Origin of the sequence: Nocardia sp. NPDC056564, assembly GCF_042793755.1 — a bacterium.
In the GTDB taxonomy this organism is placed as follows: Bacteria; Actinomycetota; Actinomycetes; order Mycobacteriales; family Mycobacteriaceae; genus Nocardia.
In genome coordinates this window covers 129,651-153,676 of sequence record NZ_JBHTUR010000008.1, presented here as the reverse complement: position 1 = coordinate 153,676, position 24,026 = coordinate 129,651, and the positions used below count along the sequence as shown (strand labels likewise).

19 protein-coding genes and 1 tRNA gene are annotated in these 24,026 nt (G+C 68.0%); 5 read left to right on the top strand and 15 right to left on the bottom strand.

All coding sequences use genetic code 11. The features are described 5' to 3' along the window. Window positions 1–96: 96 nt before the first annotated feature. From ACFQ9K_RS21520 to ACFQ9K_RS21495, 6 genes are all read right to left on the bottom strand, one after another. Window positions 97–561, bottom strand: a complete 465-nt coding sequence (locus ACFQ9K_RS21520; RefSeq protein WP_378723610.1) for a DUF5130 domain-containing protein — start codon at window positions 559–561, stop codon at window positions 97–99. After that, a complete protein-coding gene (locus ACFQ9K_RS21515) occupies window positions 548–853 on the bottom strand; it encodes a hypothetical protein (RefSeq protein WP_378723613.1) in 306 nt (101 codons plus the stop codon). Before ACFQ9K_RS21515 ends, ACFQ9K_RS21520 begins: the two co-directional genes overlap by 14 nt. Before the next feature lie 81 nt (window positions 854–934). Then, window positions 935–1,306 (bottom strand): hypothetical protein, encoded by a 372-nt coding sequence (locus ACFQ9K_RS21510; RefSeq protein ID WP_378723615.1) that lies wholly within the window; start codon window positions 1,304–1,306, stop codon window positions 935–937. 805 nt (window positions 1,307–2,111) lie between these two features. Beyond that, window positions 2,112–4,556, bottom strand: a complete 2,445-nt coding sequence (locus ACFQ9K_RS21505) for a hypothetical protein (protein WP_378723617.1) — start codon at window positions 4,554–4,556, stop codon at window positions 2,112–2,114. A gap of 1,262 nt (window positions 4,557–5,818) precedes the next feature. Continuing rightward, entirely contained in the window at window positions 5,819–7,420 is a 1,602-nt protein-coding gene (locus ACFQ9K_RS21500; protein WP_378723619.1) for an alpha-amylase family glycosyl hydrolase, read from the bottom strand. 134 nt (window positions 7,421–7,554) lie between these two features. Further along, window positions 7,555–7,983, bottom strand: a complete 429-nt coding sequence (locus ACFQ9K_RS21495) for a globin (protein WP_375908727.1) — start codon at window positions 7,981–7,983, stop codon at window positions 7,555–7,557. A 232-nt stretch (window positions 7,984–8,215) separates the two neighbouring features. Between ACFQ9K_RS21495 and ACFQ9K_RS21490 the strand changes: the two genes are divergently transcribed. Continuing rightward, window positions 8,216–8,920: an HNH endonuclease gene (locus ACFQ9K_RS21490; RefSeq protein WP_378723623.1), complete on the top strand. Its 705-nt coding sequence runs from the start codon at window positions 8,216–8,218 to the stop codon at window positions 8,918–8,920. A 7-nt stretch (window positions 8,921–8,927) separates the two neighbouring features. Here the strand turns inward: ACFQ9K_RS21490 and ACFQ9K_RS21485 are convergent, their stop codons facing one another. Beyond that, window positions 8,928–9,497: a helix-turn-helix domain-containing protein gene (locus ACFQ9K_RS21485; protein WP_378723627.1), complete on the bottom strand. Its 570-nt coding sequence runs from the start codon at window positions 9,495–9,497 to the stop codon at window positions 8,928–8,930. A gap of 79 nt (window positions 9,498–9,576) precedes the next feature. Here ACFQ9K_RS21485 and ACFQ9K_RS21480 point away from each other — a divergent pair, with 79 nt between their 5' ends. Together ACFQ9K_RS21480 and ACFQ9K_RS21475 are read left to right on the top strand one after the other, a co-directional pair. Then, complete coding sequence (locus ACFQ9K_RS21480; protein ID WP_378723640.1) at window positions 9,577–10,323, top strand: AzlC family ABC transporter permease; 747 nt, start codon at window positions 9,577–9,579, stop codon at window positions 10,321–10,323. Continuing rightward, entirely contained in the window at window positions 10,320–10,631 is a 312-nt protein-coding gene (locus ACFQ9K_RS21475; RefSeq protein WP_378723629.1) for an AzlD domain-containing protein, read from the top strand. Before ACFQ9K_RS21480 ends, ACFQ9K_RS21475 begins: the two co-directional genes overlap by 4 nt. An 18-nt stretch (window positions 10,632–10,649) precedes the next feature. Here ACFQ9K_RS21475 and ACFQ9K_RS21470 read toward each other — a convergent pair whose 3' ends face one another. From ACFQ9K_RS21470 to ACFQ9K_RS21440, 7 genes are all read right to left on the bottom strand, one after another. After that, window positions 10,650–11,318 carry a hypothetical protein gene (locus ACFQ9K_RS21470; RefSeq protein ID WP_378723632.1) on the bottom strand — a complete coding sequence of 223 codons (669 nt, stop codon included), beginning with the start codon at window positions 11,316–11,318 and terminating at the stop codon, window positions 10,650–10,652. A 40-nt stretch (window positions 11,319–11,358) separates the two neighbouring features. Next, entirely contained in the window at window positions 11,359–11,805 is a 447-nt protein-coding gene (locus tag ACFQ9K_RS21465) for an acyl-CoA thioesterase (protein ID WP_378723635.1), read from the bottom strand. Window positions 11,806–11,840: 35 nt separating this feature from the next. After that, a complete protein-coding gene (locus tag ACFQ9K_RS21460) occupies window positions 11,841–16,793 on the bottom strand; it encodes an NAD-glutamate dehydrogenase (RefSeq protein ID WP_378723638.1) in 4,953 nt (1,650 codons plus the stop codon). Window positions 16,794–17,256: 463 nt separating this feature from the next. After that, window positions 17,257–18,933: an energy-dependent translational throttle protein EttA gene (gene ettA / locus ACFQ9K_RS21455; RefSeq protein WP_378714418.1), complete on the bottom strand. Its 1,677-nt coding sequence runs from the start codon at window positions 18,931–18,933 to the stop codon at window positions 17,257–17,259. 87 nt (window positions 18,934–19,020) lie between these two features. Beyond that, on the bottom strand, window positions 19,021–19,512 hold the full coding sequence (locus ACFQ9K_RS21450) for a single-stranded DNA-binding protein (RefSeq protein ID WP_378714420.1): 492 nt from the start codon (window positions 19,510–19,512) through the stop codon (window positions 19,021–19,023). 188 nt (window positions 19,513–19,700) lie between these two features. Further along, window positions 19,701–20,666 (bottom strand): serine/threonine dehydratase, encoded by a 966-nt coding sequence (locus ACFQ9K_RS21445; RefSeq protein WP_378714422.1) that lies wholly within the window; start codon window positions 20,664–20,666, stop codon window positions 19,701–19,703. 119 nt (window positions 20,667–20,785) lie between these two features. Next, window positions 20,786–22,819 (bottom strand): cytochrome c oxidase assembly protein, encoded by a 2,034-nt coding sequence (locus ACFQ9K_RS21440; RefSeq protein ID WP_378714423.1) that lies wholly within the window; start codon window positions 22,817–22,819, stop codon window positions 20,786–20,788. 81 nt (window positions 22,820–22,900) lie between these two features. Between ACFQ9K_RS21440 and ACFQ9K_RS21435 the strand changes: the two genes are divergently transcribed. Together ACFQ9K_RS21435 and ACFQ9K_RS21430 are read left to right on the top strand one after the other, a co-directional pair. Next, the gene (locus tag ACFQ9K_RS21435) at window positions 22,901–23,287 is read left to right on the top strand and encodes a DUF4345 family protein (protein ID WP_378714425.1); all 387 of its coding nucleotides are present in this window, start codon (window positions 22,901–22,903) and stop codon (window positions 23,285–23,287) included. 69 nt (window positions 23,288–23,356) lie between these two features. Beyond that, window positions 23,357–23,430, top strand: a tRNA-Arg gene (locus ACFQ9K_RS21430). Here ACFQ9K_RS21430 and ACFQ9K_RS21425 read toward each other — a convergent pair. Next, window positions 23,399–23,884, bottom strand: coding sequence for a hypothetical protein (locus ACFQ9K_RS21425; protein WP_378714426.1), 486 nt, complete (start codon window positions 23,882–23,884; stop codon window positions 23,399–23,401). The two genes, ACFQ9K_RS21430 and ACFQ9K_RS21425, sit on opposite strands and share 32 nt — an antisense overlap. Window positions 23,885–24,026: the final 142 nt, after the last annotated feature.

Genomic DNA, 24,026 nt, shown 5'->3' with positions numbered 1-24,026 from the left:
ATTGTGCTGTGCCGCAAACGCCACCGGCGCGCTCACCCGAGGTGGGTGAGCGCGCCGGAAGCATTGCTCGGGACTCCGCCGGGGTGGCGGAACGGGTCAGCGGCCGATCGCGGCGGCCATCACGCGGACCGCGGACACCAGCCCATCGATCAGCTGGCCCTGCCGGAACGAGCTGGACGCGGCGGTGACGCCGAGCTGGCACACCCGATCGTTCGCGCGGTCGGCGACCTCGCGGCCGGAGCGCACCTCGATCGCCTTGTCGTTGGGCGAGACGGCGATCAGCACCGAACGCGCCGCCTCGGGGGTGTTCGGGAAGATCGCGTCCGCGCCGGCGGCCGGATCCGCGCCGAGATCGCCGATGTAGACGTTGAATCGCACCTTGGTCGCGCGGGTCGCCTCGGTGAGCACGTTGTCCATGGCCAGCCGCTCGTCGTCGCTGAACGGGGCCTCCTTGAACACGTCACCCGCCTCGTGCACGCCGGAGACGCGTCCGCTGGTGGTGACCACGTACCCGTGCGGCAGGTCGGCCTCGACCACCGCGGGCCACTTAGAACTTGCCACTTGCCCGGCCTCCGATCAGCTCCGCCTTGGGTGCGTCGATCGCCGCATGATGCCCATGCGCCGTCTCCGCGTGATGACCGTGCGACTCTTCGGCCCGTTCGTGGTGAAATGCCGAGGTCACCTCGTCGGTCGCACTCCACAGCACCGGCGCCGCCGTCCACTGCTGACCGAGGTCGTAGTGGGCGGGCTTCTCACCGGCGAGTGGCTTGCCGAGATATGACAATCCGGCAATCGCGAGGTATATCACCAGCGGGATGCCGAGGAAGACCAGCACTGTCTCGAGAATGCTCACGGTCCAACGGTAGACGATGCTGTGTAGTAGTTCCTCCTCTGGTGGCCGGGAATCCGTCGTGTCGGGCCGTCACCCGGCGAATCACCTGCGGGGATGGCGGAAGCGGACGTTGAGGTTGATCTCCGCGAACCCGAAGTGCCGCCAGAGCGCGCGCAGCGACGACCAGCCGGCGCGACCGGCGAACACCGCCGCGCCGACGAGCAACGTGCGATGCGGTCCGTCCGCGGGCAGTCCGGACCCGGCCAGGTGGGCACCCGTCGCGGCGGTCATGACGCTGCCGGCGAGCAACCGGACATCGACCTTCATCGAGCGCAGGATCGCCCGGGAGGTCCACACGTCGAACGCCGGTTGCGGCTCGGGTGGCAGCACGACCGCGGCGTCCGCGTTCACCTGGTCTTCGACGTCGTCCACCCGCTCGGCTCCGCCCGCGGGATGTCGGTGCGAATTCAGCATCTTGGTTTCGTGCTCCTTGGTGAGGAATCCGTGTTCGTGGACCGCACCGGCCGGTCGAACGACGAACTCGTGAACTGCGGGGAATGTGACCGGCGCACACGCGGTGCGCGTTTATCGAACTGCCCGGCGAACCCGAGCGCAGGCTTGCCGGAGTCGCCGCCTTCCCAGACCGGGGAAGGCGATCATGAGCATAACTAAAACCGGCCGGGTTTCAACGTTCCTTTTTCACCCGTCCGCCCGGATCGATTCATCTTCGAGCGAACATCGGACTTCCGTCCGGACCAAATGCCCATTCGGTTGGATCAATGAATAGTTGGAATTCCAAAGATGAATTCCAAATTGGCCGTTACGGTCCCGATCCAGGCTCCGACCAGGATCGTTGGAATCCGCCAAAAAGTGCGCCTAACAGCACATTTGGAACTTGGATCCGCGTTGGACACGGACAAATAGCCCCTGCGAGTCCCTTGTCGGGACCGTTCTGGCCACGGGCGAATGGTTGATTGGTAAACGAGATGAGCGCCCCGGATCGGTGCGCACACCGAGTCCCCCGACCCAGACGCAGGGAACGCTACCGAGAATAAGGTGACGCCGAATAGACCGCCGTCCGTATGCAGAGGCCCACTCCCGGCGATTAGACCCGCATCCAAAACCGGACTGCATGGTTCTGAAATGGTTGGACAAATTCATCGACCCCGATGACAATGAATTGGAACCGAAATCGACCATCCCACGATCACACAAAAACAATCGAATGGAAGTATTTCGATCGGTTAAGTCCCGCGGACGAGGGATCGCCTCATGTTGCCTAGGCGACACCTGGCCGCGGTCGCCTGCTCCAACGGGCCCTGGGAGCCGTCTCCAGCCTGGCCATCAACTGCTGCGCGGCGGTCGCGGAGTTCTTGGGGAGCGCGTCCTGTATCGCCGTCAACCGAGCGTCGCGCGGATAGACCGGCTCACGCACCGGATCCCACGCGGTCGTGGTCGAGGAGAACTCGATGCCGCCCCGAATCCTGGCCGCGGTGAACAACTCCCGTCCGCTCAGCGGCATCGGCACGGCGCGCTGGCGCGCCCGCTCGACCGCCACGATCACCATCGCCACCACCTCGGCGGTTTCCGGGCACCGGCGATGGCGGCCGCTGCGCCGCTCCCCGGCCCGATAGATCCGCACGAGACGCCCGGTCCCGTCGTGCTCGACGATCTCGACCTTGCTGGTCAGCCCGTAGCCGGTGGGCGCCGGAACAGCGGACACCCGCCACGCCGCCACGTACAGCGCGGGCTGCAACGCGCTGGCGACAGGGGCTCCCGCGGGCCCCAAATAGACCAACTCGCCGCGTTCGCCGTAGAAGCCGAGCACGCCGGACTCGGTGAACACGATGTCGCCCGGGCGCAGCGCCACATGCCGCAGGGCGGCCGCCATGATCGGCAATTCGAACCGGATGCGTTCCGGCAGTGGCAGATCGACGGCCTTGAACGCCTCGCGAACCAGCCACGCCTGCGAGCCCGGATGCGGGAACACCAGCCTGTCGATCGCGCGGAGCGCCGCCAGGCCGGGTTCGGCCGCCCGCCCGGCGGCCTCGACCTGCTCGCTCATCGCGTGCACCAGGTGCTCGTATCGTGCGGCGACCGCTTCGGCCGAGACCGGCGGCTCACCCCCGGTTTCCGTCGGTGCCGGACGGTGCCCGACCTGTCCATACCCGGCGACGGCCACGCCGATCGCCCGCAGCGCCGCCAAGCCCAGTTCGGCCATCGGCCCGGCGGCCTCGACCTGCTCGGTCACCGCGCGCATCAGTTGCTCGTACCGCGCGACGACCGATTCGGTCGAGAGGGACGGCTCACCGGTGGCCGTCGACGACGGCGAACGGTTGCCATCGTCGGCCGGCTTCGGGACCCCGCCGGCGTAGGGCGGTACGCCGTCGGCCGCGATCGAGGGCAGCCTCGAAGCCATCGGCGGCACGGCGTAGGAGGGCGGCGCGTGGCACGGGTCCGGGACGACACCGACCGCACTGCTCGGCGCCCGGCGGTCACCCAGCACGACCCAATCGGCATTCGGCCATACGCCACCCCAGCCCAGGGGGCGGTCGGTGAGTGGCACCGAATCCCAGTTGATGCGATGCACCGTGTGCACCTGGTCATCCCGGATGCCGTGCAGGTTCGCGCCGTCCGCCGCGGTCGCGAGCAGCAGCGCCCAGCCGCCGCCTGCGTACAGGCCTTTGCGGCCGTCGACCAGGGTAAGGATGTCACCGGGCGCGGCCTGCTCGAGCGACACGGGCACCCCGGACTCCTCGCCCGCCCGGGTGCGCAAGGCGATTCCGAGGGTGGCGTACGCCTTACGCACCAGTTCCATGGCATTGCATTCATCTCGCGGCCAAGCGTTTTCGAGCTCGGCCCGGACGATCCGCAACGCCAGCCGACCCGGCGTGACCCGGATACCCGAGTCGCGCAACTCGCGGCCACCCCACGATCGATCCGCGCTGTCGCCCCGCTGCCAGACCGGCGTGTGCTTGCTCGGCTGCCACGGTTCGGACGTGCGCGACCCGTACCAGGTCGACGGCAACGGCGTGACGAAACGCGGCTCACCAGCACCGTCGACCGCGGCCACGATCTTCCTCGCCACAATCAACCGCACCAGACCACGCCACCGCCCGGCCCAACCACCCGATTGCGCCGACAACGGCAGCCCGACGCGCGGCAGGCGGCCACCTCCCGTCAGGCCGGAGTCGTCGGCCGAGCAAGTAGCGCTCACCACGTCATTCGCGCTCGCGAAGCCGGGAGCGTCCACCGAATCGGCACCGTCCACCAGACCCGCGGCGCTCGGCAACTCAGGGGCGGCCGCCGGGGCGGCGCTCGCGGCGCGCTCCAGTCCGTCGGCGCTGCGCTCGTCGGGTCGAGGGGGTGGGGCCTTGCGCGGGCCCGGCTTGCCGGCCTCCGGGTGTCGGCGCCGGATCTGCGCGCAGCGGTCGACCGCGAACCGCACCCGGTCCGGGGGGAGGTCGCAGCTTTCCAGATACCGTTGCAGCAGATCGGGTTTGGGGAAGCTCAGGTATCCGGCGCCGCCGGCGTAGTTGTACACGGTCTGCTTGCCGGGGCGACCGGCGCAGCGTTGCACCACGACCGCCTTGGACTGCCCCGAGGCGCGCTGGGCCGCGGCGGTCATCGCGAGGAACTCGGCGCGCAACTCGGCGTAGGTGGCCGTGTCGAGGTCCAGCGTGAGTTCGAGCGCGGCGCCGAGCAGCGCCCACTCGGCGTTCAATGCGGCGAAAAGTGGTCAGTGACACCCGGATTCACAGATAGCGCGCCGTCGACCTCCACGGTCCGCCAGGCTCGCAGGCGGTGCAGGCATTCCGGCACGGCAAGACCGGTCACGTCAACTCCTCAACCTATGAAACGGAGGGGTTCGCGGGCCGCGATGCTGCGCGCCGTCGGCGCCGCTGGGTCCGGATCCACCACGAGATGGGTTCCGGCCCGACAAACATCGCGCGCCTCGCGAACCCCAAAACTTTGCAGGTGCAGCTCAATTCGGGACCAGCGCAACGCTCGCGCGCAATCAACCGGCAATGCCGAGCGCGGCTCCCCACTGCACTGGGGGCAGCACCAAGTTTGCCACTCCGTCACACTTACGGCCACCCTTCGCGAGCAAAAATCACAAATGTGTAACTATCGTCGGCGTGATCCGTCCGCTGACCACGAAAAATCCCGCCCACCAGCGACTTAAGCGCAAGTGCAAGGCCCCTGGACGCCGGGCCGCAGCGTCCGGGACGCTCCCTAGGGATAGATCCACTGCGGTTCGACGTGCGCATCGGCCGGATGACCGATCTTCGCGGCGGTGCGCATCGCGCAATCCATCCGGAACCGACCCACGGCAGCATGTGCGTTGCGCACGGATAACGAGCGAAAGATCAACCACCGCAACAACTCAGCGATCCACGACCGCGCCGGACGAACAGCAGCTGACCGCCGGTCACTCGTCGGATTCGAGCGTCGCGCAGGCCGGCTCGGTCGCGCGGACCGCAGGATCGCCGGGGCTCGCGGGTAGCCGACCACCGATCATCACGAGCACTCCTCCAGTCCGGCAAGGAGTTCGGCGGGCGACGATGCCAGTCGAGCGCGGCGATCTTCGTGCGTCACGGACTCCACGCAATGGTTCACGGATCCCACCGCACAGGGCCCTGACGGGCTCGGGCGGCGACGCCTCCACAATCCGATCGAAGGCGTCGGCAATTCTTCCACGGCCGGACCGTACATATCCAGTCCTATTGACCGGCAGGTGCTTTCGCCGAACACAATTCGAGTCCAATCAACCGGGTGCGGCAGTCCAAAACAGCTCATGAACTGCCCGTATGTCGAAGGGCGCACCGCCGGAACGGAGTTCGTTGGACTCCGCAAGCCATGCCTGGAATTCCAACAAACCCGTTGCGGCGCAATATTATTGAAATTGCAAATGCATTCTCACCGCACCCGTGCAAACTCAACCGTGCGAATAGCGCCGGGTCCTCGATCCGGACCCGGTGCGATTCAGACCAACCAGGCGGCCGCGTTCGGCGGAAGCTGCCCCCCGTCGAGCGGCGCGCTGGCCAACAGCACGTCCCCCGGCGGCAACTGGGTGGGCGCCTGCGACGCGTTCAGCACGCAGACCAGCCCGCCCTCCCGGCGGAAGGCCAGGCAGCCCGCCGGGCTCCCGTACCACTCGATCCGGTCGCCGCTGAATTCCGGTCGCAGACCGCGCAATTCGATGGCCATCCGATACAACGAGAGGGTGGAGCCGAGTTCCTCGAGTTGCGCCTCGACGGTGTAACCGGCCCAGTCGGCCGGCATCGGCAGCCAGGGTTGCCCGGTGGTGAAACCGAACGGGGGCGTGGCGCCCTCCCACGGCAGCGGCACCCGGCAGCCGTCGCGGCCGCGCTCGGTGTGCCCGGAACGCTCCCAGGTCGGGTCCTGGAGGACCGACTCGGGCAGGTCGTCCACGTTGGGCAGGCCCAATTCGGCGCCGTTGTAGATGAAGACCGAGCCGGGCAGGGCGAGCTCGAGCATGATCATCGCGCGCGCCCTGGCCACGCCGGCGGCCCCGCCGCCGTACCGGGTGACCTCCCGCTCGATGTCGTGATTGGACAGCGTCCAGGTGGGGGCGGCGGCGACCGGCGCCACCGCGGCGAGCGAGTTGTCGATCGCCGCGCGCACGTCGTCGGCGTCGAAATCGGTCTTGGCCAGCCGGAAATTGAAGGCCAGGTGCAGCTCGTCGGGGCGCAGGTACTCGCCGAACCGCACGTTGTCGTCGACCCACACCTCGCCGATCGACACCGCGTCCGGGTAGTCGTCGAGCACCCTGCGGATGCGGCGGTGGATCTCGTGCACGCCGGGATTGTTGAATCGCGGGTCGTCGTCGTCATTGGCGAGCAGCGCGGTTTTGACCACCGCCATGTCCGGCAGGCCGGCCGGTTTGGCCATGCCGTGCGCGACGTCGAGGCGGAAGCCGTCCACGCCGCGATCGAGCCAGAACCGCAGGGTCTTCTCGAAATCGGCGGCTACCTCGGGGTTTTCCCAGTTCAGGTCGGGCTGCTCGGGGGCGAAGATGTGCAGGTACCACTGACCCGGCGTGCCGTCCGGTTCGGTGACCCTGGTCCAGGCCGGACCGCCGAAGATGCTCGGCCAGTTGTTCGGCGGCTCGTCGCCGTGCGGTCCGCGGCCGTCGCGGAAGAGGTAGCGGGCGCGTTCCGGGCTGCCCGGACCGGCCTCGAGCGCGGCGAGGAACCACGGATGTTCGCTGCTGGTGTGGTTCGGCACCAGATCCATGGTGATCTTGATGTTCCGGTAGTGCGCCTCGGCGATCAGCTCGTCCATCGCGGCGAGGCCGCCGAAGAGCGGGTCGATGTCGCGGGGATCGGCGACGTCGTAGCCGCCGTCGGCCATCGGCGACGTCATCACCGGACACACCCACAGTGCGTCGATGCCGAGCAGCTCGAGATAGCCGAGCTTGTCGCGGACGCCCCCGAGATCGCCGACTCCGTCGCCGTCGGAATCCGCGAAGGATCTGGGATAAACCTGGTAGAACACGGCCGACCGCCACCATGGTTGCGTGGTGCGATCCGCCGGAACCAGCACGGCGGGTGTATCAGTCACAGACGTAATAGTGCCAAAGTTTTGCGGCAAAAACCTTTAGGCGGAGCACCGATCTCAACTTTGGGCAAACCGCCAGCGTCCGCCGGGACGCGCCGAAAACCCTCGGCCCGTCTCGGTTCTCGACCCAAACGCCCTCACCAGGGGGCGTTCATCAGCGAATTCGCCGCCATCTCCAGGTAGTCCAGCAGAGCCTTGCGATGTTCGTCATCGAGTAGCTCCGGCTCGATCTCCGCCACGGCGATTCGCATGCAACGCAACCACGCGTCGCGCTCGATCGGGCCGATGACGAACGGGTTGTGCCGCATCCGCAGCCGCGGGTGGCCGCGCTCCTCGCCATAGGTGCGCGGGCCGCCCCAGTACTGCTCCAGGAACATGCGCAGCCTGCGCTCGGCCGGGCCCAGATCTTCCTCGGGATAGAGCGGGCGTAGCACCTCGTCGGTCGCCACCTCGCGATAGAACGCCGCGACGATCCGCCGGAACGTGTCCGCCCCGCCGACCGCGTCGTAGAACGACGCGGGCGTCTGTTCCGCCGATGCCGCTGCTGTCTGCTCGCCCGAAGTCATAGACCCTCTCGATTCGCTGGATGCGCCGACGTCCATTGTGCCCGTGCCCGGCATCGACAGCCCACACCGCGGTTTTCCGGGGCCGCAAATCGCAGACCGGCGGCGCTTCAGCCACAGTTAACCGGACATTGTTGAAAATCACCGTGCAATAGCCGTCGTTCCATGGTCAACTGGGTGGCAATCTCTGCCGAGCTAACAGCATGATCCTGCCAATCATGAAATTGAGGTCCAGATGAAGCAGCGGCACAGCGCCAGATCACACGAGGCGCGGACACACCGACAACTCCAGCCCGCCGACGTCCACAATCGTGGCTCGGGGGCTACTCCGCTGCATATCTTGTCCGATCATTATCCGGGCGCGCATCACGGTCATGCCGATCATGCGCACCGCTCAGCATCGCCGCCCAGTGAGACTCCGAGCTGGTTGAAGCGCCGGGTGCTGCTCCTGAACGCCACCTACGAGCCGCTCACCGCCCTGTCCGCGCGCCGCGCGATCGTCCTGCTCATCTGCGACAAAGCCGACACCGTCCACGGTGACGCCGAAGGCCCGGTCATCCATTCCGCCGAAGCCGCCGTGGCCATCCCCTCCGTCATCCGCCTGCGCACCTACGTGCACGTCCCCTATCGGGCCCGCGTCCCGATGACCCGCGCCGCCCTCATGCACCGCGACCGCTACCGCTGCGGCTACTGCGGCGGCAAGGCGGAAACCATCGACCACGTCATCCCGCGCAGCCGCGGCGGCGAACACTCCTGGGAGAACTGCGTCGCCAGCTGCGCGCCGTGCAACCACCGCAAGGCGGACAAGATGCTGAGCGAACTGGGCTGGACCCTGCGCTCGCCGCTGGTCTCGCCGAAGGGCCCGCACTGGCGGCTGCTGTCCACGACGGCCGACCTGGACCCGGTGTGGTTGCAGTACCTCGGCGAAGGGGCCGCCTGACCCTCGCTCAGGTGTACTCGATCACGAACGTCGCCCACGTCCCCGGCTCCAGCGCCTCGAACACGTGCGGAAGATCGCCGGGATAGGAGATGTAGTCGCCAGGGCCCAGTTCGGCGGGTTCGTCGATCAGGCCGACCTTAGCGCGCCCGCTGGCTAGCAGGACGTGCTCGAAGACCCCGGGGATGTGCGGCTCGGACAGCCGGGCCTGGCCCGGTTCGGCGGTGATCCGGAACAGGTCGCGGCGCGAGTTCGGCGGGCTGGCGGCCAGCAGGGTCGCGCGGTAGTCCGATTCCGCCGCGGCGACGACCGGGCCTTCCCCCGCGCGGATCAGCCGGACCGCCGGGCGCGGCGGCTCGAGCAGGCCGGAGAACGGCATGTCCAGCGCGACGCACAGGGCCCAGAGCGTTTCCAGGCTCGGGTTGCCGGTGCCCGATTCCAATTGGGACAGGGTCGATTTCGCGATGCCCGCACGGTGCGCCACCTCGGTGAGCGAGAGGCCGGCCCTGGTGCGTTCCCGGCGCAGGGCAGCCGCGATCACCGCCTGGGGCGTGCCCGTCGTCGAGTCCTGCTGTGCCACTTGTCCTCCCATTGTGTGGTTGACCACCCAACAGAAAACCATATTGACGGATCGGGCCGTCGTGTTCACTATAAGCTACATGCGTTCGATATGGCGAACACTCGGACGGGACACCTTCTCCGGGATCGTGGCGGTGTGCCTGGCGGTCTTCGTGATCGGGGTGTCCTACGGCGCGACCGCGGTCACCACCGGCCTGCCGGCCTGGTTACCGATCGTGCTCGGCTTCGTGGTGCTCGCCGGGGGCGCGGAGTTTCTGTTCATCGGGATCATCGCGTCCGGCGGCAGTCCGATCGCGGCGCTGCTGGCCGGATTGGTGGTGAATGCCCGGCATCTGCCGTACGGGTTGTCGGTGCCGGAGGTGGTCGGGAGCGGGTGGCGGCGGTTGCTCGGCGTGCATCTGATGAACGACGAGTCGGTGGCGATGGCGCTGGCGCAGTCGTCGGTGGAGCGCAAGCGAGCCGCCTACTGGGCGTGCGGGTTCGGCGTTCTGCTGGCCTGGCCCGGCGGTGCGGTGCTCGGGGTGCTGATCGGGACCTTCGCGCCGGATACCGCGGCGTTCGGGTTGGACGCGGTGTTCCCGGCGGTATTGCTCGCGTTGATCATCCCGGCGTTGCGGGAGCTGGCGACGCTGCGCGCGGCTGTGGTCGGCGCGGTCGTGGCGGTCACCGGCGCGCCGTTCTTGCCGGCGGGAATGCCGGTGCTGGTTGCGCTTTCCGGATTGCTCTTCATCGGGCGGGAACGCGAAACGACGGAAGCATCGGAACCCACTGTGCCGGTGGCAGTTACGAACCGTGAGCTGAATACCGTCGAAGCAGGTGCCGAATGATATTGGCCGCGAGCATGATCGCACTCGCCCTGGGAACCTACGCGTTGCGCTGGTCCGGTCCGGCGCTGCGCGACCGTATTCGCTTCCCGGCCCGCACCATTCGGCTACTGGAGGTCGGCGCCGTCGTGCTGATCGCCGCGCTGGTCGCGGTGACCACCCTGCCCACCGCCACCGGCGAATTCGGATTCGCCCTCCCCGCAGGCGTTCTCGTCGCCGGCATCCTGGCCTGGCGCAAACAACCCATCCTCGTGGTCATCCTCGCCGCCGCCGCAACCACCGCCCTACTCCGCCTGCTCGGCCTCCACTAGCCCGAATCGGCGGCAGCGTCAGCTCGGGGAGAGCGAGATGCCGCCGCCCAGCCGGCGGGCGACCGAGCCGTAGCGGGCGTCGATGCGGAGCCAGGTTTTGGTGGCGCGGACGCGGACGATCTCGGTGGGCAGGATGCGGCGGGAGTCCGCCTTGTCCCCCGAGTGCGGGATGAAATCCATTGCGGTGAGCGCGAAGACGACGCGCATCGGAACCTGCACCTCGGTGTCGGCGCCGGAGACGGTGAGCACCGTCTGGTCGAGCAGGGACGCGGGCGGGCCGTGGCTGCTGCCGTGTTCCTTGGCCAACTGCGCGCCCTGCTCGGCGAGTTCGACCAGGGTGCGGGCCGGCACGTCGTCGATGTGCGCGAAACCGTCCACCGGCGGCAGCGCGCCCCGCCACGCGGAATCCATCGAATAGCCGAGATCGATGGGCAGACCGGAGCCGAGCCCGGCCAGCACCATGTCGGCGCCGACGGTGACGTCGTCGACGCCGAGCTCACCGACGATGGTGCGGACCGCGAGCGCCTCGAAACCCGTTGCCACCCAGGCGGAGACGTACTGCTGCCCGCGGCGGCGGAGACGTACCACCGCCGCGGGGTCCAGCCGCACGGCCCGAGTCAGGAACGTCGCGAGGTTCTCTCGCTCCGCCGGATCGGACACGTGCAGGACACGTTGTTCTGTCGTCACGGCCGTGCTGCCGTTCTCGACCGGCTGCTGTCGATGCGGATCAGTCCAGCCACTCGGCGAGATAGTCGCGTTCGGCGTCGGTGAGCCGGCGCAACCGCTGCGCACTCATGTCGAACGCGGCGATCTGGGTGGAGGCGATCACCGCGGCGGGCGAGTCCGGCGCCGCACCCGCGGCCCGCACCTCGTAGCCGATGGTGAAATCGACCGCCCGCAGCTGCTGGATCCACATCGCGATGTCGAGCGGTGTGTCCTCGTGCCGGAGCTGACCGCGGTAACGCACCCGCAGGTCGGCCAGCACGCAGCCGGTGCCGAGCGCGGCGGTCGGCCGGCCCGGTTCCAGCAGCCACGGGATGCGCGCCTCTTCCAGCAGGGTCACCATGCGGGCATGGTTCACATGCTGGAAAGCATCCATGTCCGACCATCTGACCTCTACCTGGGTGTGAAAACGCTTGGGCAGCACGACCTTGCTGCCCGTGGCGTCCGCCACAGCCGGCGCCTTCCCGTTACCGTTCAACGCACTCGTCAACGTGGTACCTCCGATTGGGCGCCCACCCCGCTCACCATGCTTCGCACCTGCCGCGCGGCCACCGACAGCGTGGCGAGATCGTGGGTACCGGATTCGAACAACTCCGACAGCGCGGCTCGGGCACGCCCGAGCCGGGACTGGTTCTTCGACTCCCAGTATGCAATCTTCTCGTCCGCGCTTTCCTCCGGGTCACCGGCGGAGAGCACATCGAGGGTCAGCGAGCGCAGCGACGAGTACATGTCGTCGCGCAGCGCGAGCCGGGCCAGCGAATGCCAGCGGTCCCCTCGTTCGAGGTGGCTGACCGCCTGGAGCAGCCAGTCGATCTTGAGGTGCTCGTTGAGCGCGTAGTACAGCGCGCCCACCTCGTCGCCGTCGCGATCGGTGATGTCGGCGATGTCCACGATGTCGAGCAGCGGGAACAGGTTGAGCAGGCCGAATACCTCGGTGGCCAGGTCGGTCGGCGCACCGCGGGCGATGAGCTCGGCCGACTGATCGGTGAGCGTCGCGACGTGATGTCCGCGCAGCCAGCCCGGCACCTTCGGCGCCAGCGCCTGCACGTCCTGGCAGTACCGGTTGATCTCCGCGCCGACCGCGATCGGCTGCGGCCGGTTGCTCAGGAACCAGCGCGAGGCCCGGTCCAGGGTCCGCTTGGTTTCCAGTTCCAGCAGGTCGCGCACCGAGGTGGCGGCGTCGGCCGCGCGGATGCGCGCCCACATCTCCGGCAGGCCGAAGATCTCGGTGGCCGCCGCGAACGCGCGCACCGAATCGGTGGGCGTCGCGCCGGTCTCCTCGCTCAACCGGTGGGCGTAGGTGATGCCGCCGTAGTCGACCATCTCGTTCACGATCATCGTGGTGAGGATCTCCCGGCGCAGCCGGTGCTTCTTGATCGCGGCGCCGAACCGCTCGCGCAGCGGCGTCGGGAAGTAGTCGGGCAGCCGGGTGACGAAGAACGGGCTGTCCGGCAGATCCGTGTCGAGCAGGTCGGCCTTGAGCGCGAGCTTCACGTGCGCCATCAGGTTGGCCAGTTCCGGGGAACTCAGGCCGGCGCCCTCGTCGAGCATGCGCTGCAACTGCGCGTCCGAGGGCAGCGCCTCCAGCTCCCGGTCGAGGCCGCGGCGCGCCTCCAGATCATCGATGAGCCGCATGTGCACGTTCAGCATCTGCGGTGCGTCGGTGCGGGACATGCCCATCAGGAAATTCTGCGCCACATTGTCTTCCAGCACCATCTGCGCGACCTCGTCGGTCATCGAGGCGAGCAGCGGGTTGCGCTCCGGCTCGGGCAGCTGGCCCGCGCTGACCACGCCGTCGAGCAGCACCTTGATGTTGACCTCGTGGTCGGAGCAGTCCACACCCGCCGAGTTGTCCAGTGCGTCGGTGTTCATCTTGCCGCCGTTGCGGCAGAACTCGATCCGGCCGAGCGCCGTCGCGCCCAGGTTGCCGCCCTCGCCGATCACCTTGACCCGCAACTGGTTTCCATTGACGCGGACCGGGTCGTTGGACTTGTCGCCCACCTCGCCGTTCACCTCGGTGCTGGCCTTGATGTAGGTGCCGATGCCGCCGTTCCACAGCAGCTGCGCGGGCGCGAGCAGGATCGCGCGCACCAGCTCCGGCGGGGACAGCGATTCGACGTCGTCGGCCAGGCCCAACGCCTTTCGGGCCTCGGGGCTGATCGGGACCGACTTGACCGTGCGGTCGTACACGCCGCCGCCCTTGCTGATCAGCGAGGCGTCGTAGTCCGCCCAGGACGAGCGGGGCAGCGCGAACATCCGCTGCCGCTCGGCGTAGGAGGCCGCGGTGTCCGGGTTCGGATCCAGGAAGATGTGCCGGTGGTCGAACGCCGCGAGCAGGCGGATGTGCTCGGACAGCAGCATGCCGTTGCCGAACACGTCACCGCTCATGTCGCCGATGCCGACGACGGTGAAGTCCTGGGTCTGGGTGTCGATGTCCATTTCCTGGAAGTGCCGCTTGACGCTCTCCCAGGCGCCCTTGGCGGTGATGCCCATCGCCTTGTGGTCGTAGCCGGCCGAGCCGCCGGAGGCGAACGCGTCGCCGAGCCAGAAGCCGTAGCGCTTGGCCACATCATTGGCGATATCGGAGAACGTCGCGGTGCCCTTGTCGGCGGCGACCACCAGGTAGGTGTCGTCGCCGTCGCGGCGCACCACCCGGGCGGGCGGCAGCACCTTGCCGGTCGCGCGATCCACGTTGTCGGTGACGTCGAGCAGGCCGGAGATGAAGGTGCGGTAGCAGCTGATGCCCTCGGCGCCGAGCGCCTGCCGATCCGCGACCGGATCGCCGGTGGCGGCGGGTGGCTGCTTCACCACGAAGCCGCCCTTGGCGCCGACCGGGACGATCACCGCGTTCTTCACGGCCTGGGCCTTGACCAGGCCGAGCACCTCGGTGCGGAAGTCCTCCAGACGGTCGGACCAGCGCAACCCGCCGCGGGCCACCGGACCGAACCGCAGGTGCACGCCCTCCACCCGCGGCGAGTACACGAAGATCTCGAATTGCGGCCGCGGCTTGGGCAATTCGCTGATCTCGCGCGGCTCGACCTTCACCGACACGTAGTCGCGGGACATGCCCTCGGCGTCGGTGACGTAGTAGTTGGTGCGCAGCGTGGCCCGGATCAGGTTGAGGATGGCGCGCAGGATGCGGTCGGCGTCCAGGCTGACCACGTCGTCGATGCGGCCCCGGACCTGGACCTCGAGCTCGGCGGCATGCTCGGCCGAGACGGTGTCCGGGTCGAAGCGGGCCCCGAACAGGTCGACGAACAACCGCGCCACGTCCGGATAGGTGAGCAGCACCCGGGAGATATTGGCCTGGCTGTACGGGAAACCGGCCTGCTGCAGGTACTTCGCGTAGGTGCGCAGGATGGAGACCGCGCGCCACGGCAGCCGCGCGCGCAGCACCAGTTCGTTGAGCCCGTCGGCTTCGGCGCGACCGTACCAGGCCGCCTCGAAGGCCTCGGTGAACCGCTCACGCAGGCCGCGAACCTCGGCCTCCAGCACGGCCGCCCGGGTGGACGACTCCAGCAGTTCCGCGTCCAGGTCCCGGTCGAGCGCGCTGCGCAGCAGCTCCGGACGAGCCAGCAGGCCGAAGTCGTAGATCCAGCGTTCGCCACCGGTGCTCGGGTCGCCGCCGGGCTGCGGCTCCAATTGCAGCTGGTACGGCCGCTCGTCGACCACCTCGACGCCGAGGCTCTGCAGCACCGGCAGCACCTGGCTCAGCGAGATGCCGGGGCCGGCGACGTAGAGCGAGAATCGCCAGGAACCGGGGTCGGACGCCACATTGCGGTAGAGGTACTGATCGATGCCGCCCTCGCGCAGCCGCTCCAGGCGGACGATGTCGGCGAGCGCGCGGCCTGCCTCGAAGTCCTCCTTGTAGGCGTCCGGGAAGGCCGCGGAGTAACGCTGCACCACCGCGGGGTCGAGCATGGTCGAGGTGCTGACCTCGTCGTTGAGCAGATCCTCCCAGGTCCGGCTGGCCTCGCCGAGCAGCCCCTGGATACGCAGCCGGTTGGCCTCGGAGGTGTCCGCGGCCGGGGCCGCGTAGCGCGGGGCGCCGTGCTCGGCCTCGGGCATGCGGACGGTGAAATACACACTGGCCAAGTCGCTTTCGCCGACCCGGGCCGAGTAGTCGATGGAGACGCCGCCGAGCTCGCGGACCAGGATGTCCTGCATCTCCAGCCGCACCCTGGTGGTGTAGCGGTCCCGCGGCAGGTAGACCATGCAGGCGACGAACCGGCCGTAGCCGTCCGCGCGCAGGAACAGCCGGACCTGCCTGCGCAGGCCGATGTTCAGCACCGCCAGAGCGGTGCGGCGCATCGTCTCCGCGTCGGAGGAGAACAGCTCGGTGCGCGGGAAGGACTGGATGACCTCGAGCATCGCCTGCCCGGAGAACGACTCCAGGTCGAACCCGCTCTCCTCGATCACCGAGCGCACCCGGCGCTCGATCACCGGGATGTCCAGCACGTTCTCGTGCACCGCGGTCACCGTGAAGACGCCGATGAACAGGTGCTCGCCGACGATGGTTCCGGACTCGTCGAAGTCGGCGACGCCGATGAAGTACGGGTACACCGAGCGGTGCACGGTGGCGGGCACCAGGCCCTGGGTGAGCATCAGCAGCGGGCGATCGGCGGCGTTGATCGGCACCCGGAAGTCGGTGCCGACGTCGGGCCGGAGCACGCCCAGGCAGGTGCCGGGCATCGGGTTGGACGACGACTCCTGGCCCGGCTCGGCGCTCAGCTGATAGCGGGCATAGCCGAGCACGGTGAAGTTACCGCTGGCCAGCCAGCGCAGCAGATTCGCGGTGTCCACCAGGTCGGTGTCCGGGAACGGCGCGGTGCCCGACTTCGCGGCCAGCTCCAGGTCGTCGGCCAGCTTGCTCTGCACGTCCTTGATCGACTCGGTGTCGCCGATGACCTGGCGCACGTCGGCGACCACGTTCGGCATGCCGGATTCGATCTTGGCCAGCAGCGCCCGGCTGGTCGCCGGGTGCAGTTGCAGGTGCATCCAGGACTCACGCAATGCGCCCGCGCCGTTGGCGCCGTCCACCTCATGCGGGCCCGCGTGTTGCAGTAGGCCGTCCGCATCGCGTTCGACCTCGAAGATCGGGTGGATCACCTCGCTCACGCTGACGCCGAGCCGGCTCAGCGACGAGGTGATCGACTCGACAAGTAGGGGCATGTCATCGGTGACGAGTTGTACCGCCGCGCCGAGGCCGGAGCCGTCGTCGGGGTGGTACACCCGGACCAATGCCCGGCCCGCCGGGCGGTGCATGGCCAACTCCATGTGCCGCCGGAAGATTTGAGTGATGCCGGTGATCGCGCAGTCCACATCGCCAGCGTCGACGTGGCGGAAATACGCCTCTTCGAGAGTCGCGAGTTCGCCGCGCAGTACCTGCGGCAGACTCGCGGCCCACGCCGCACCGGACAATTCGGACGAGACCGTCATTTTTTCGCCAACTCCTCGGATTCGGTTCCGTAACAAAGCGACGCCGGTCCGAGAGTAGCTGTGCGTGGAAGACGAGGGGGTGAAATCCCTTCCAATCCTGGGGTGTTCACCATCACGGCCGTGTTCGCCACGCGATTGCCCAGCTCGGATGAATGATCTCGGCACAGCATCGTTCGGACGCACGAACGTCAGGTGTGCGCGACAGGGTCTTTCTGCGGCGGCAGCGGGGCCGAAGCACCTCGGTTCAGCTCGGCTACCAGGTCGACGGTGGGGGCCGCCGATTGCTCGAACTGTGCCTGCGCATTCACGTGTCCCACACTAGCGAGGCGAAGAGCGTCTGTGGGGCGCAGGTGTACGGCCGTTGTGCCGGATACAAGACATAACGGGCGTCCGGTATTTTCGGCACCGGTCGGGATCGAGTCGTGCGGTCGTGCGCGACGGCACGACTCGATCCGGAACCTGGTCAGTCGCGGGTCAGCCTGCGGTGCGTAACCCGGTGCGGGCGGGCGGCTTCCGGGCCGAGGCGCTCGATCTTGTTGGCCTCGTAGGCCTCGAAGTTGCCCTCGAACCAGAACCACTTGGCGTCGTTGTCGGAATCGCCCTCCCACGCCAGGATGTGCGTGCAGGTGCGGTCCAGGAACCAGCGATCGTGGGAGATGACCACGGCACAGCCGGGGAACTGTTCGAGCGCGTTCTCCAGCGAACCGAGGGTCTCCACGTCGAGGTCGTTGGTCGGCTCGTCGAGCAGGATCAGGTTGCCGCCCTGCTTGAGCGTGAGCGCCAGGTTCAACCGGTTGCGCTCACCACCGGAGAGCACGCCGGCCGGCTTCTGCTGATCCGGACCCTTGAAGCCGAACGCGCTGACGTAGGCGCGCGACGGCATTTCCTGGTTGCCGACCTGGATGAAGTCGAGTCCCTCGGACACGACCTGCCAGACGTTCTTCTTCGGGTCGATGCCGGCCCGGTTCTGGTCGACGTAGCTCAGCTTGACCGTCTCGCCGATCTTGACCTCGCCGCTGTCCGGCGCCTCCAGTCCGACGATGGTCTTGAACAGCGTGGTCTTACCGACACCGTTCGGGCCGATGACGCCGACGATGCCGTTGCGCGGCAACGTGAACGACAGATCCTTGATCAGCTGGCGGTCGCCGAAGCCCTTGTCCAGGTGCGAGACCTCGACCACCACGTTGCCCAGGCGCGGGCCCGCCGGAATCTGGATCTCCTCGAAATCCAACTTCCTGTGCTTGTCGGCCTCGGCCGCCATCTCCTCGTACCGGCCGAGACGGGCCTTGTTCTTGGCCTGACGAGCCTTCGCGCCGGAGCGCACCCAGGCGAGCTCGTCCTTGAGCCGCTTCTGCAGCTTCTGGTCCTTCTTGCCCTGGACCTCGAGCCGCTGCGCCTTCTTCTCCAGGTAGGTGGAGTAGTTGCCCTCGTAGGGGTAGGCGCGGCCGCGGTCGAGTTCGAGGATCCACTCGGCGACGTTGTCCAGGAAGTACCGGTCGTGGGTGACGGCGAGTACGGCGCCCGGGTACGCGGCCAGGTGCTGTTCGAGCCAGAGCACGCTCTCGGCGTCGAGGTGGTTGGTCGGTTCGTCGAGCAGCAGCAGGTCGGGCTTGCTCAGCAGCAGCTTGCACAGCGCGACGCGGCGGCGCTCACCACCGGAGAGGTTGGTGACCGGCTCATCCGGCGGCGGGCAGCGCAGCGCGTCCATCGCCTGTTCCAGCTGAGAGTCGACGTCCCAGGCGTCGGCGTGGTCCAGGTACTCCTGCAACTTGCCCATCTCGTCCATGAGCTCGTCGGAGTAGTCGGTGGCCATCAGCTCGGCGATCTCGTTGAAGCGGTCCAGCTTCACCTTGACCTCGCCGAGGCCCTCCTCGACATTGCCGCGGACCGTCTTCTCCTCGTTCAGCGCGGGCTCCTGCATGAGGATGCCGACCGTCGCGCCGGTGGCGAGGAACGCCTCGCCGTTGTTCGGCTGGTCCAGTCCCGCCATGATCTTCAGGACGCTGGATTTACCCGCGCCGTTCGGGCCGACGACACCGATCTTGGCGCCGGGAAGGAAGTTCAGGAAGACATCGTCGAGCACGACTTTGTCGCCATGGGCCTTGCGAACCTTCTTCATCGTGTAAATGAACTCAGCCATAGAGAGGAAGCCTATCGGTGTCGGAAACGGTAAGGAGAACCGGCGGATGCCCCGCGCAGCGCGCGGCCGGAAGTCCGCCGTACTGGGTCAGGCGTCGGCGGGCTCGGGGTGGGTCGTTCGGGGTGGCGCCGTAGAGGCGGCTGCGACATTCTCCCCCAGCTCGTCGCCTGCCGGTACCTCGACATCAGCGCCGAAGCGGTCTCCAGTATTCCGCATCTGCGACCACCTGGTCACCTGCGCGGTGCACCGGCCGAGATCCGGGCCGACGGCGCTGGCCCGCATCTCCAGGTCACGCCGTTCTATCCCGTCCCGGCCACGGAATTCGTGCGAGCGCAGCTGACCGTACGCGATGACCGGATCGCCGCGCCGCAGCGAGGCCTCGACCCCGGCCACCAGTCTGCGCCAGCAGTTGACGGTGAGGAACAGGGTGCCGTTGTCCACCCACTCCCCCGTGCTGTGGTCCAATCGGCGCGAATTGCTCGCCATCCGAAAACTCAGCAGCTGCTCGCCGTTCGGCAGTTCCCGCCTGATCGGATTGTTGACGACATTGCCGATCACGGTCGCGTGCGCCTCGTACATGTTTACGCCCCTTCGCATTCGGCCCGTGGCGGGTGCCCGGGAACTTCCGCTCGTCCGGAAGGACCCCTCCAGCCTCATCGATGCGCGGGGCGATCGGTCGCCTCGATCCGCGAATGTGGACAACTTTTCCGAATGTGGATATCCGGCGCTTCTTTCCTGCCACCGGCGGGGGCGCTGGGCGAAAGTGGTTACAGCACCGAAAGATCGGTGTTGGCGCCGCAGAGAACGATCACCGGGCGCTCGTCCGGCGCGGGGACGTAGACGCCGCTCTGCACCGCCGCCAGCGCGGCCGCACCGGCGAACTCCACCACGATGCGGAACTCGCGCCACAGATAGTCCCTGGCCGTCGCGATCGCGTCGTCGGTGACCAGCAGCGAACGCACCTGATAGCGGCGCGCGATGTCCATGGCGATATCACCGATCCTGGTGGCGCCCAGGGATTCCGCCGCGATGCTCGACACCGCGACCTCGACCGGCCGGTTCGCCGACAGCGCCGCGTGCAGCGTGGGAATGCCCTCCGGCTCGACCCCGATCACCTGCTGGCGCCTGCCGATCGCCGCCGCGATTCCCGCGACCAGCCCGCCGCCGCCGACCGCCGCCAGCACCGGCGGCCGCCCCCGCACCTGCTCCTCGATCTCCAGCCCGACCACACCCGCGCCCGCGACGATGGCGGGCAGGTCGTAGGCGTGCAGCTGCACCGCCTTCCGCTCGGCGGCGAGTTCGTTCGCGTGGCCGAGGGCCTCCGCGTAAGTCGTTCCGTGCCAGAGCACCTCGGCGCCGTGCGACCACATAGCCGCCACCTTGGTGTGCGGCGCCGACTCGGGAACCACCACGGTGCAGGACTTTCCGAGATGCGCGGCGGCCAGCGCGGCGGCGATCCCCGCGTTGCCGCCCGAGGCGATGACCACCTCGGTGCCCGCCGGCGACTCGAGCAGCGCGTTGAAGCTCCCCCGAACCTTGAAAGTGCCGCCGTACTGCAGGTATTCGAGTTTCATCGTGACCGGCACCGGACCGTTCGGCCCGGCGACGGAGGTATGGAAGACCGGCGTCTTGCGGATCCGGCCGGCCAGCCGCCTACGCGCGGCTCGTACGTCGGATCGGTAGATCCGATCGACCGGTCTGTGTTCGGAGAAAACTACGGACCGCTCGTTCACAACCACACCTTGACCAACTCGACTCCACCATGACCTGAGACCTCATGCCCAAAGGCATTGCGCCGACCGACCGCTCACGACGCGCTGTGCCCTTGGTTCACTCGCTGCCGCTCGCTCACTTACTTGTGTACCCCTCGGTCACGTTTTGCCAGCTCCGCGAACATCGCGTTGTGCGCGGAGAGGGCGGCGTCGTGGTCGCGGTCGGCGGCCCGATCGGTGCGTTGCGCCAGCCGCCGATCGCTGCGCGACCATTGGATGAGCAGTGCCAGCATCACGACGACCAGCGGCACCTCACCGCTCGCCCAGGCCAGGCTACCGCCGGTGCGCTGATCGCCGAGCAGGTCGCCGTTCCAGCCCAGACCGAGGCCACGATAGAACCAGCCGCCGAGCACGGTATTCATGCTCATCAGCGCGATGCCGAAGAAGGCGTGGAACGGCAGCGAGCCGAACACCATGCCGAGCTTGGTCAGCGGTTCCACCCGGCGCGGCTTGGGATCGATGCCGATCACGACCCAGTAGAACAGGTAGCCGCTGAGCAGGAAGTGCACGTTCATCATCAGGTGCGCGGCGTGCGAGTCCGCGTAGGTGTCGAAGATCCCGCCCAGGTACAGCGCGTAGAACCCGCCCACGAAGATGACCGACGCCACGATCGGATGGGTCAGGAAGCGTGACACCGGATTGTGCACGGCGGCCAGGATCCACTCCCGCGGTCCCGGCGCACCCGCACGTCCGGCGGGCGGCAGCGCGCGCAACGCCAGCGTCACCGCGCCGCCGAGCGCGAACAGGATCGGGGCCAGCATGGACAACGCCATGTGCGCGCCCATGTGCACGCTGAACATGGCCGGCGCGTACCGCCCGACGCCGGACGAAGTGGCGATCAGCAACACCACGCAGCCGGACAGCCAGGCGATGGTCCGCCCGATCGGCCACGCGTCGCCGCGCGCCCGGAGCCTGCGCACGCCCAGCAGATACACCACCGCGAGCACGATCGCCAAGGTGCCGAAGATCAGGTCGAACCGCCAGTCGAACAGCAGCCGTGCGACATTCGGCGGCCCGGCCAGGTTGTAGCCGAGTTCGACCTCGGCCGGCGTCGGAATGCTGGTCGGCGGGGGCGGCGGGGTCCGGCCGAGGCCGACCGCGAGCCCCATGGTCGCCGCGAAGACCAGCACCTCGGCCCCGGCGAAGCGGACCAGCGCGCCGCGATCGCGCGGGTTCGCCGCGAGCGCGGGCAGTGCGGCGCGCCGCTGCGCGAAACCGATCAGGCCGAGAACCACCAGCGCCGCGGCCTTGGCCAGCACCAGCCGGCCGTAGGTCGTGGTGAACAGGTCGTCCCACGGCACCCGGATCCACGAGTTGATCACGCCGCTCACCCCGATGGTGACGAACGCGATGCTCGCGGTGAGCGAGAACCGCCGCGCGGCGAGGTCGGTGTGCGCGCCGCCGCGGCGTGCGTGCGCCAGCAGCGCGAACAGGCCGCCGACCCACACCGCGGCCGAAACCAGGTGCAGGATCAGGCTGTTGGTGGCCAGGTCGTGCGCGCCGCCGGAGGACGAGTGCCCAGTCAGCGCCAGCGGCATCATGGTCACGATGGACGCGGCGAACAGCACCGGGGTCCAGCCCCAGCGCAGCGCGATCCGGGCGCCGACCGCGACGATCAGCGCGAACAGCACCGTGGTGCGCCAGGCGCCGGCCAGCTCGATCTGATCGATGGCGCGCCAGAGCGCCTCCGGGCGCAGCGTGTCGCGCACCGGCTGCCCGGTCGTGTCGGACACCGTCAGCGGAATCAGCAGCGCCGCACAGCCCGCCCAGATCAGCGCGAAATTGGAGGCGCGGCGCACCGCGCGATATCCGCCGACGTCGAGCAGCCCGTTCGCCTGCGGCGGCACCAGGAACGCGGCGAACAGCAGCGAACCGACCGTCAGCGCCGCCGACAGATCCGCGAGCGCGCGCACCGCGGGCAGGCCGTAAGTGGTCAACGCGCCGGGATCCGGAATGCCGAGCAGGCTCAGCGCCTGCGCCGCGGACAGGCCGACCACCAGCGCCGCGACCACCGCCGCGATCGCACCGGTGAGCGCGATCACTACCGCGTATGTCGCCGCCGAGCGAGTGACCTCCAGATCGGATGAAGCGGACGGGTCCTGCGCTGACGACATACGACTGAGCGTAGTTCGATTGTTATCGCGTGGCCGCGCCGGGTTTGGGCCGATAGGGTGGTCCCAGATCACGGAGGTGCAATGTCGATCGTTTCGATCGTGTTGATTGCCTTGGTGGCGTTGTTCTTCGCTGCCATGGGTGTTTACGGGCTACTGCGGCCCAGCCAACTCGCCGACCCACTCGGGCTGCTCGCCGACCGCGCGGACGCACGCGCCGAGGTGCGAGCCGTCTACGGCGGATTCGGCGTCGCGATCGCGGTGATCCTCGGGTTGGCCGCCGCCGATGTCGGCGACCTGAGATTCGGGGCCTGTGTGACGGTCGCCGCAGCGCTCGGCGGCATGGCCGTCGGCCGCGTCTGGTCGGGTTTCGTCGAAAGCCCGTCCGCGTTCTTCCCCGTTTGGTTCTACCTGGTGCTCGAGGTGATCATGGCCTCAATGCTCGTACTCGCGGTCACGGTAGACCCCTAGCCATCTGGTCGGTCGCTATAATTGGCGCGCTGGACAGCACGACCAATGTCGGCCAAGGTGGAACCCACTGCCTCCGTAGCTCAGTTGGATAGAGCAAGGGCCTTCTAATCCCTAGGTCGCAGGTTCGATTCCTGCCGGGGGCGCTCTATAGATGGGAACATGGTTCCCATCTACGCGCCGGATCGCGTCGCCACCCAACCGGGTGGCGGCGTTCGCGGTCCCTATGGCCGTGGTCGCGATGTCGGTGGCCAGACGCAACGTATGACCGGTGAGCGTCACCCGGTATTTGGCGCAGTGGTGGATCTTGTTGTACCGAACCTCCAGTCGGAACGCCTCGAACAGCTGGCGAGCCAGTTCGTACGGCAAAGCTTCGATGTCTACGTACCCAATCGGAAGCGCGTCAATCAGATTCACGTTCGGTATCTCGACCACCTCCGCGTCCACGGCAGCCAGGTTGCCGCGGAGCTCGGCACGTTCGTCATTGAGTTCAGCCCGGCGCTGGTTGATGTCGGCGGCGAAGTCCGGATCAGGGTCATCGAGTAGCTCGAGATTGCGGACCAGCCGCTTCATCCTGGCCTCGACATCGGCAATCTGCACCCGCAGCGCTGAGCGCCTCTGCTGGCGTTCGTCTTCGGCGTGACTATCCAAACGATGTTGTCGAAGATGTTCCGTACCGAATCAGGAGGCACAATCATCAGCAAGTCTTCGTCATAGTCCAGGCTGGCTAGACTGCCGATCT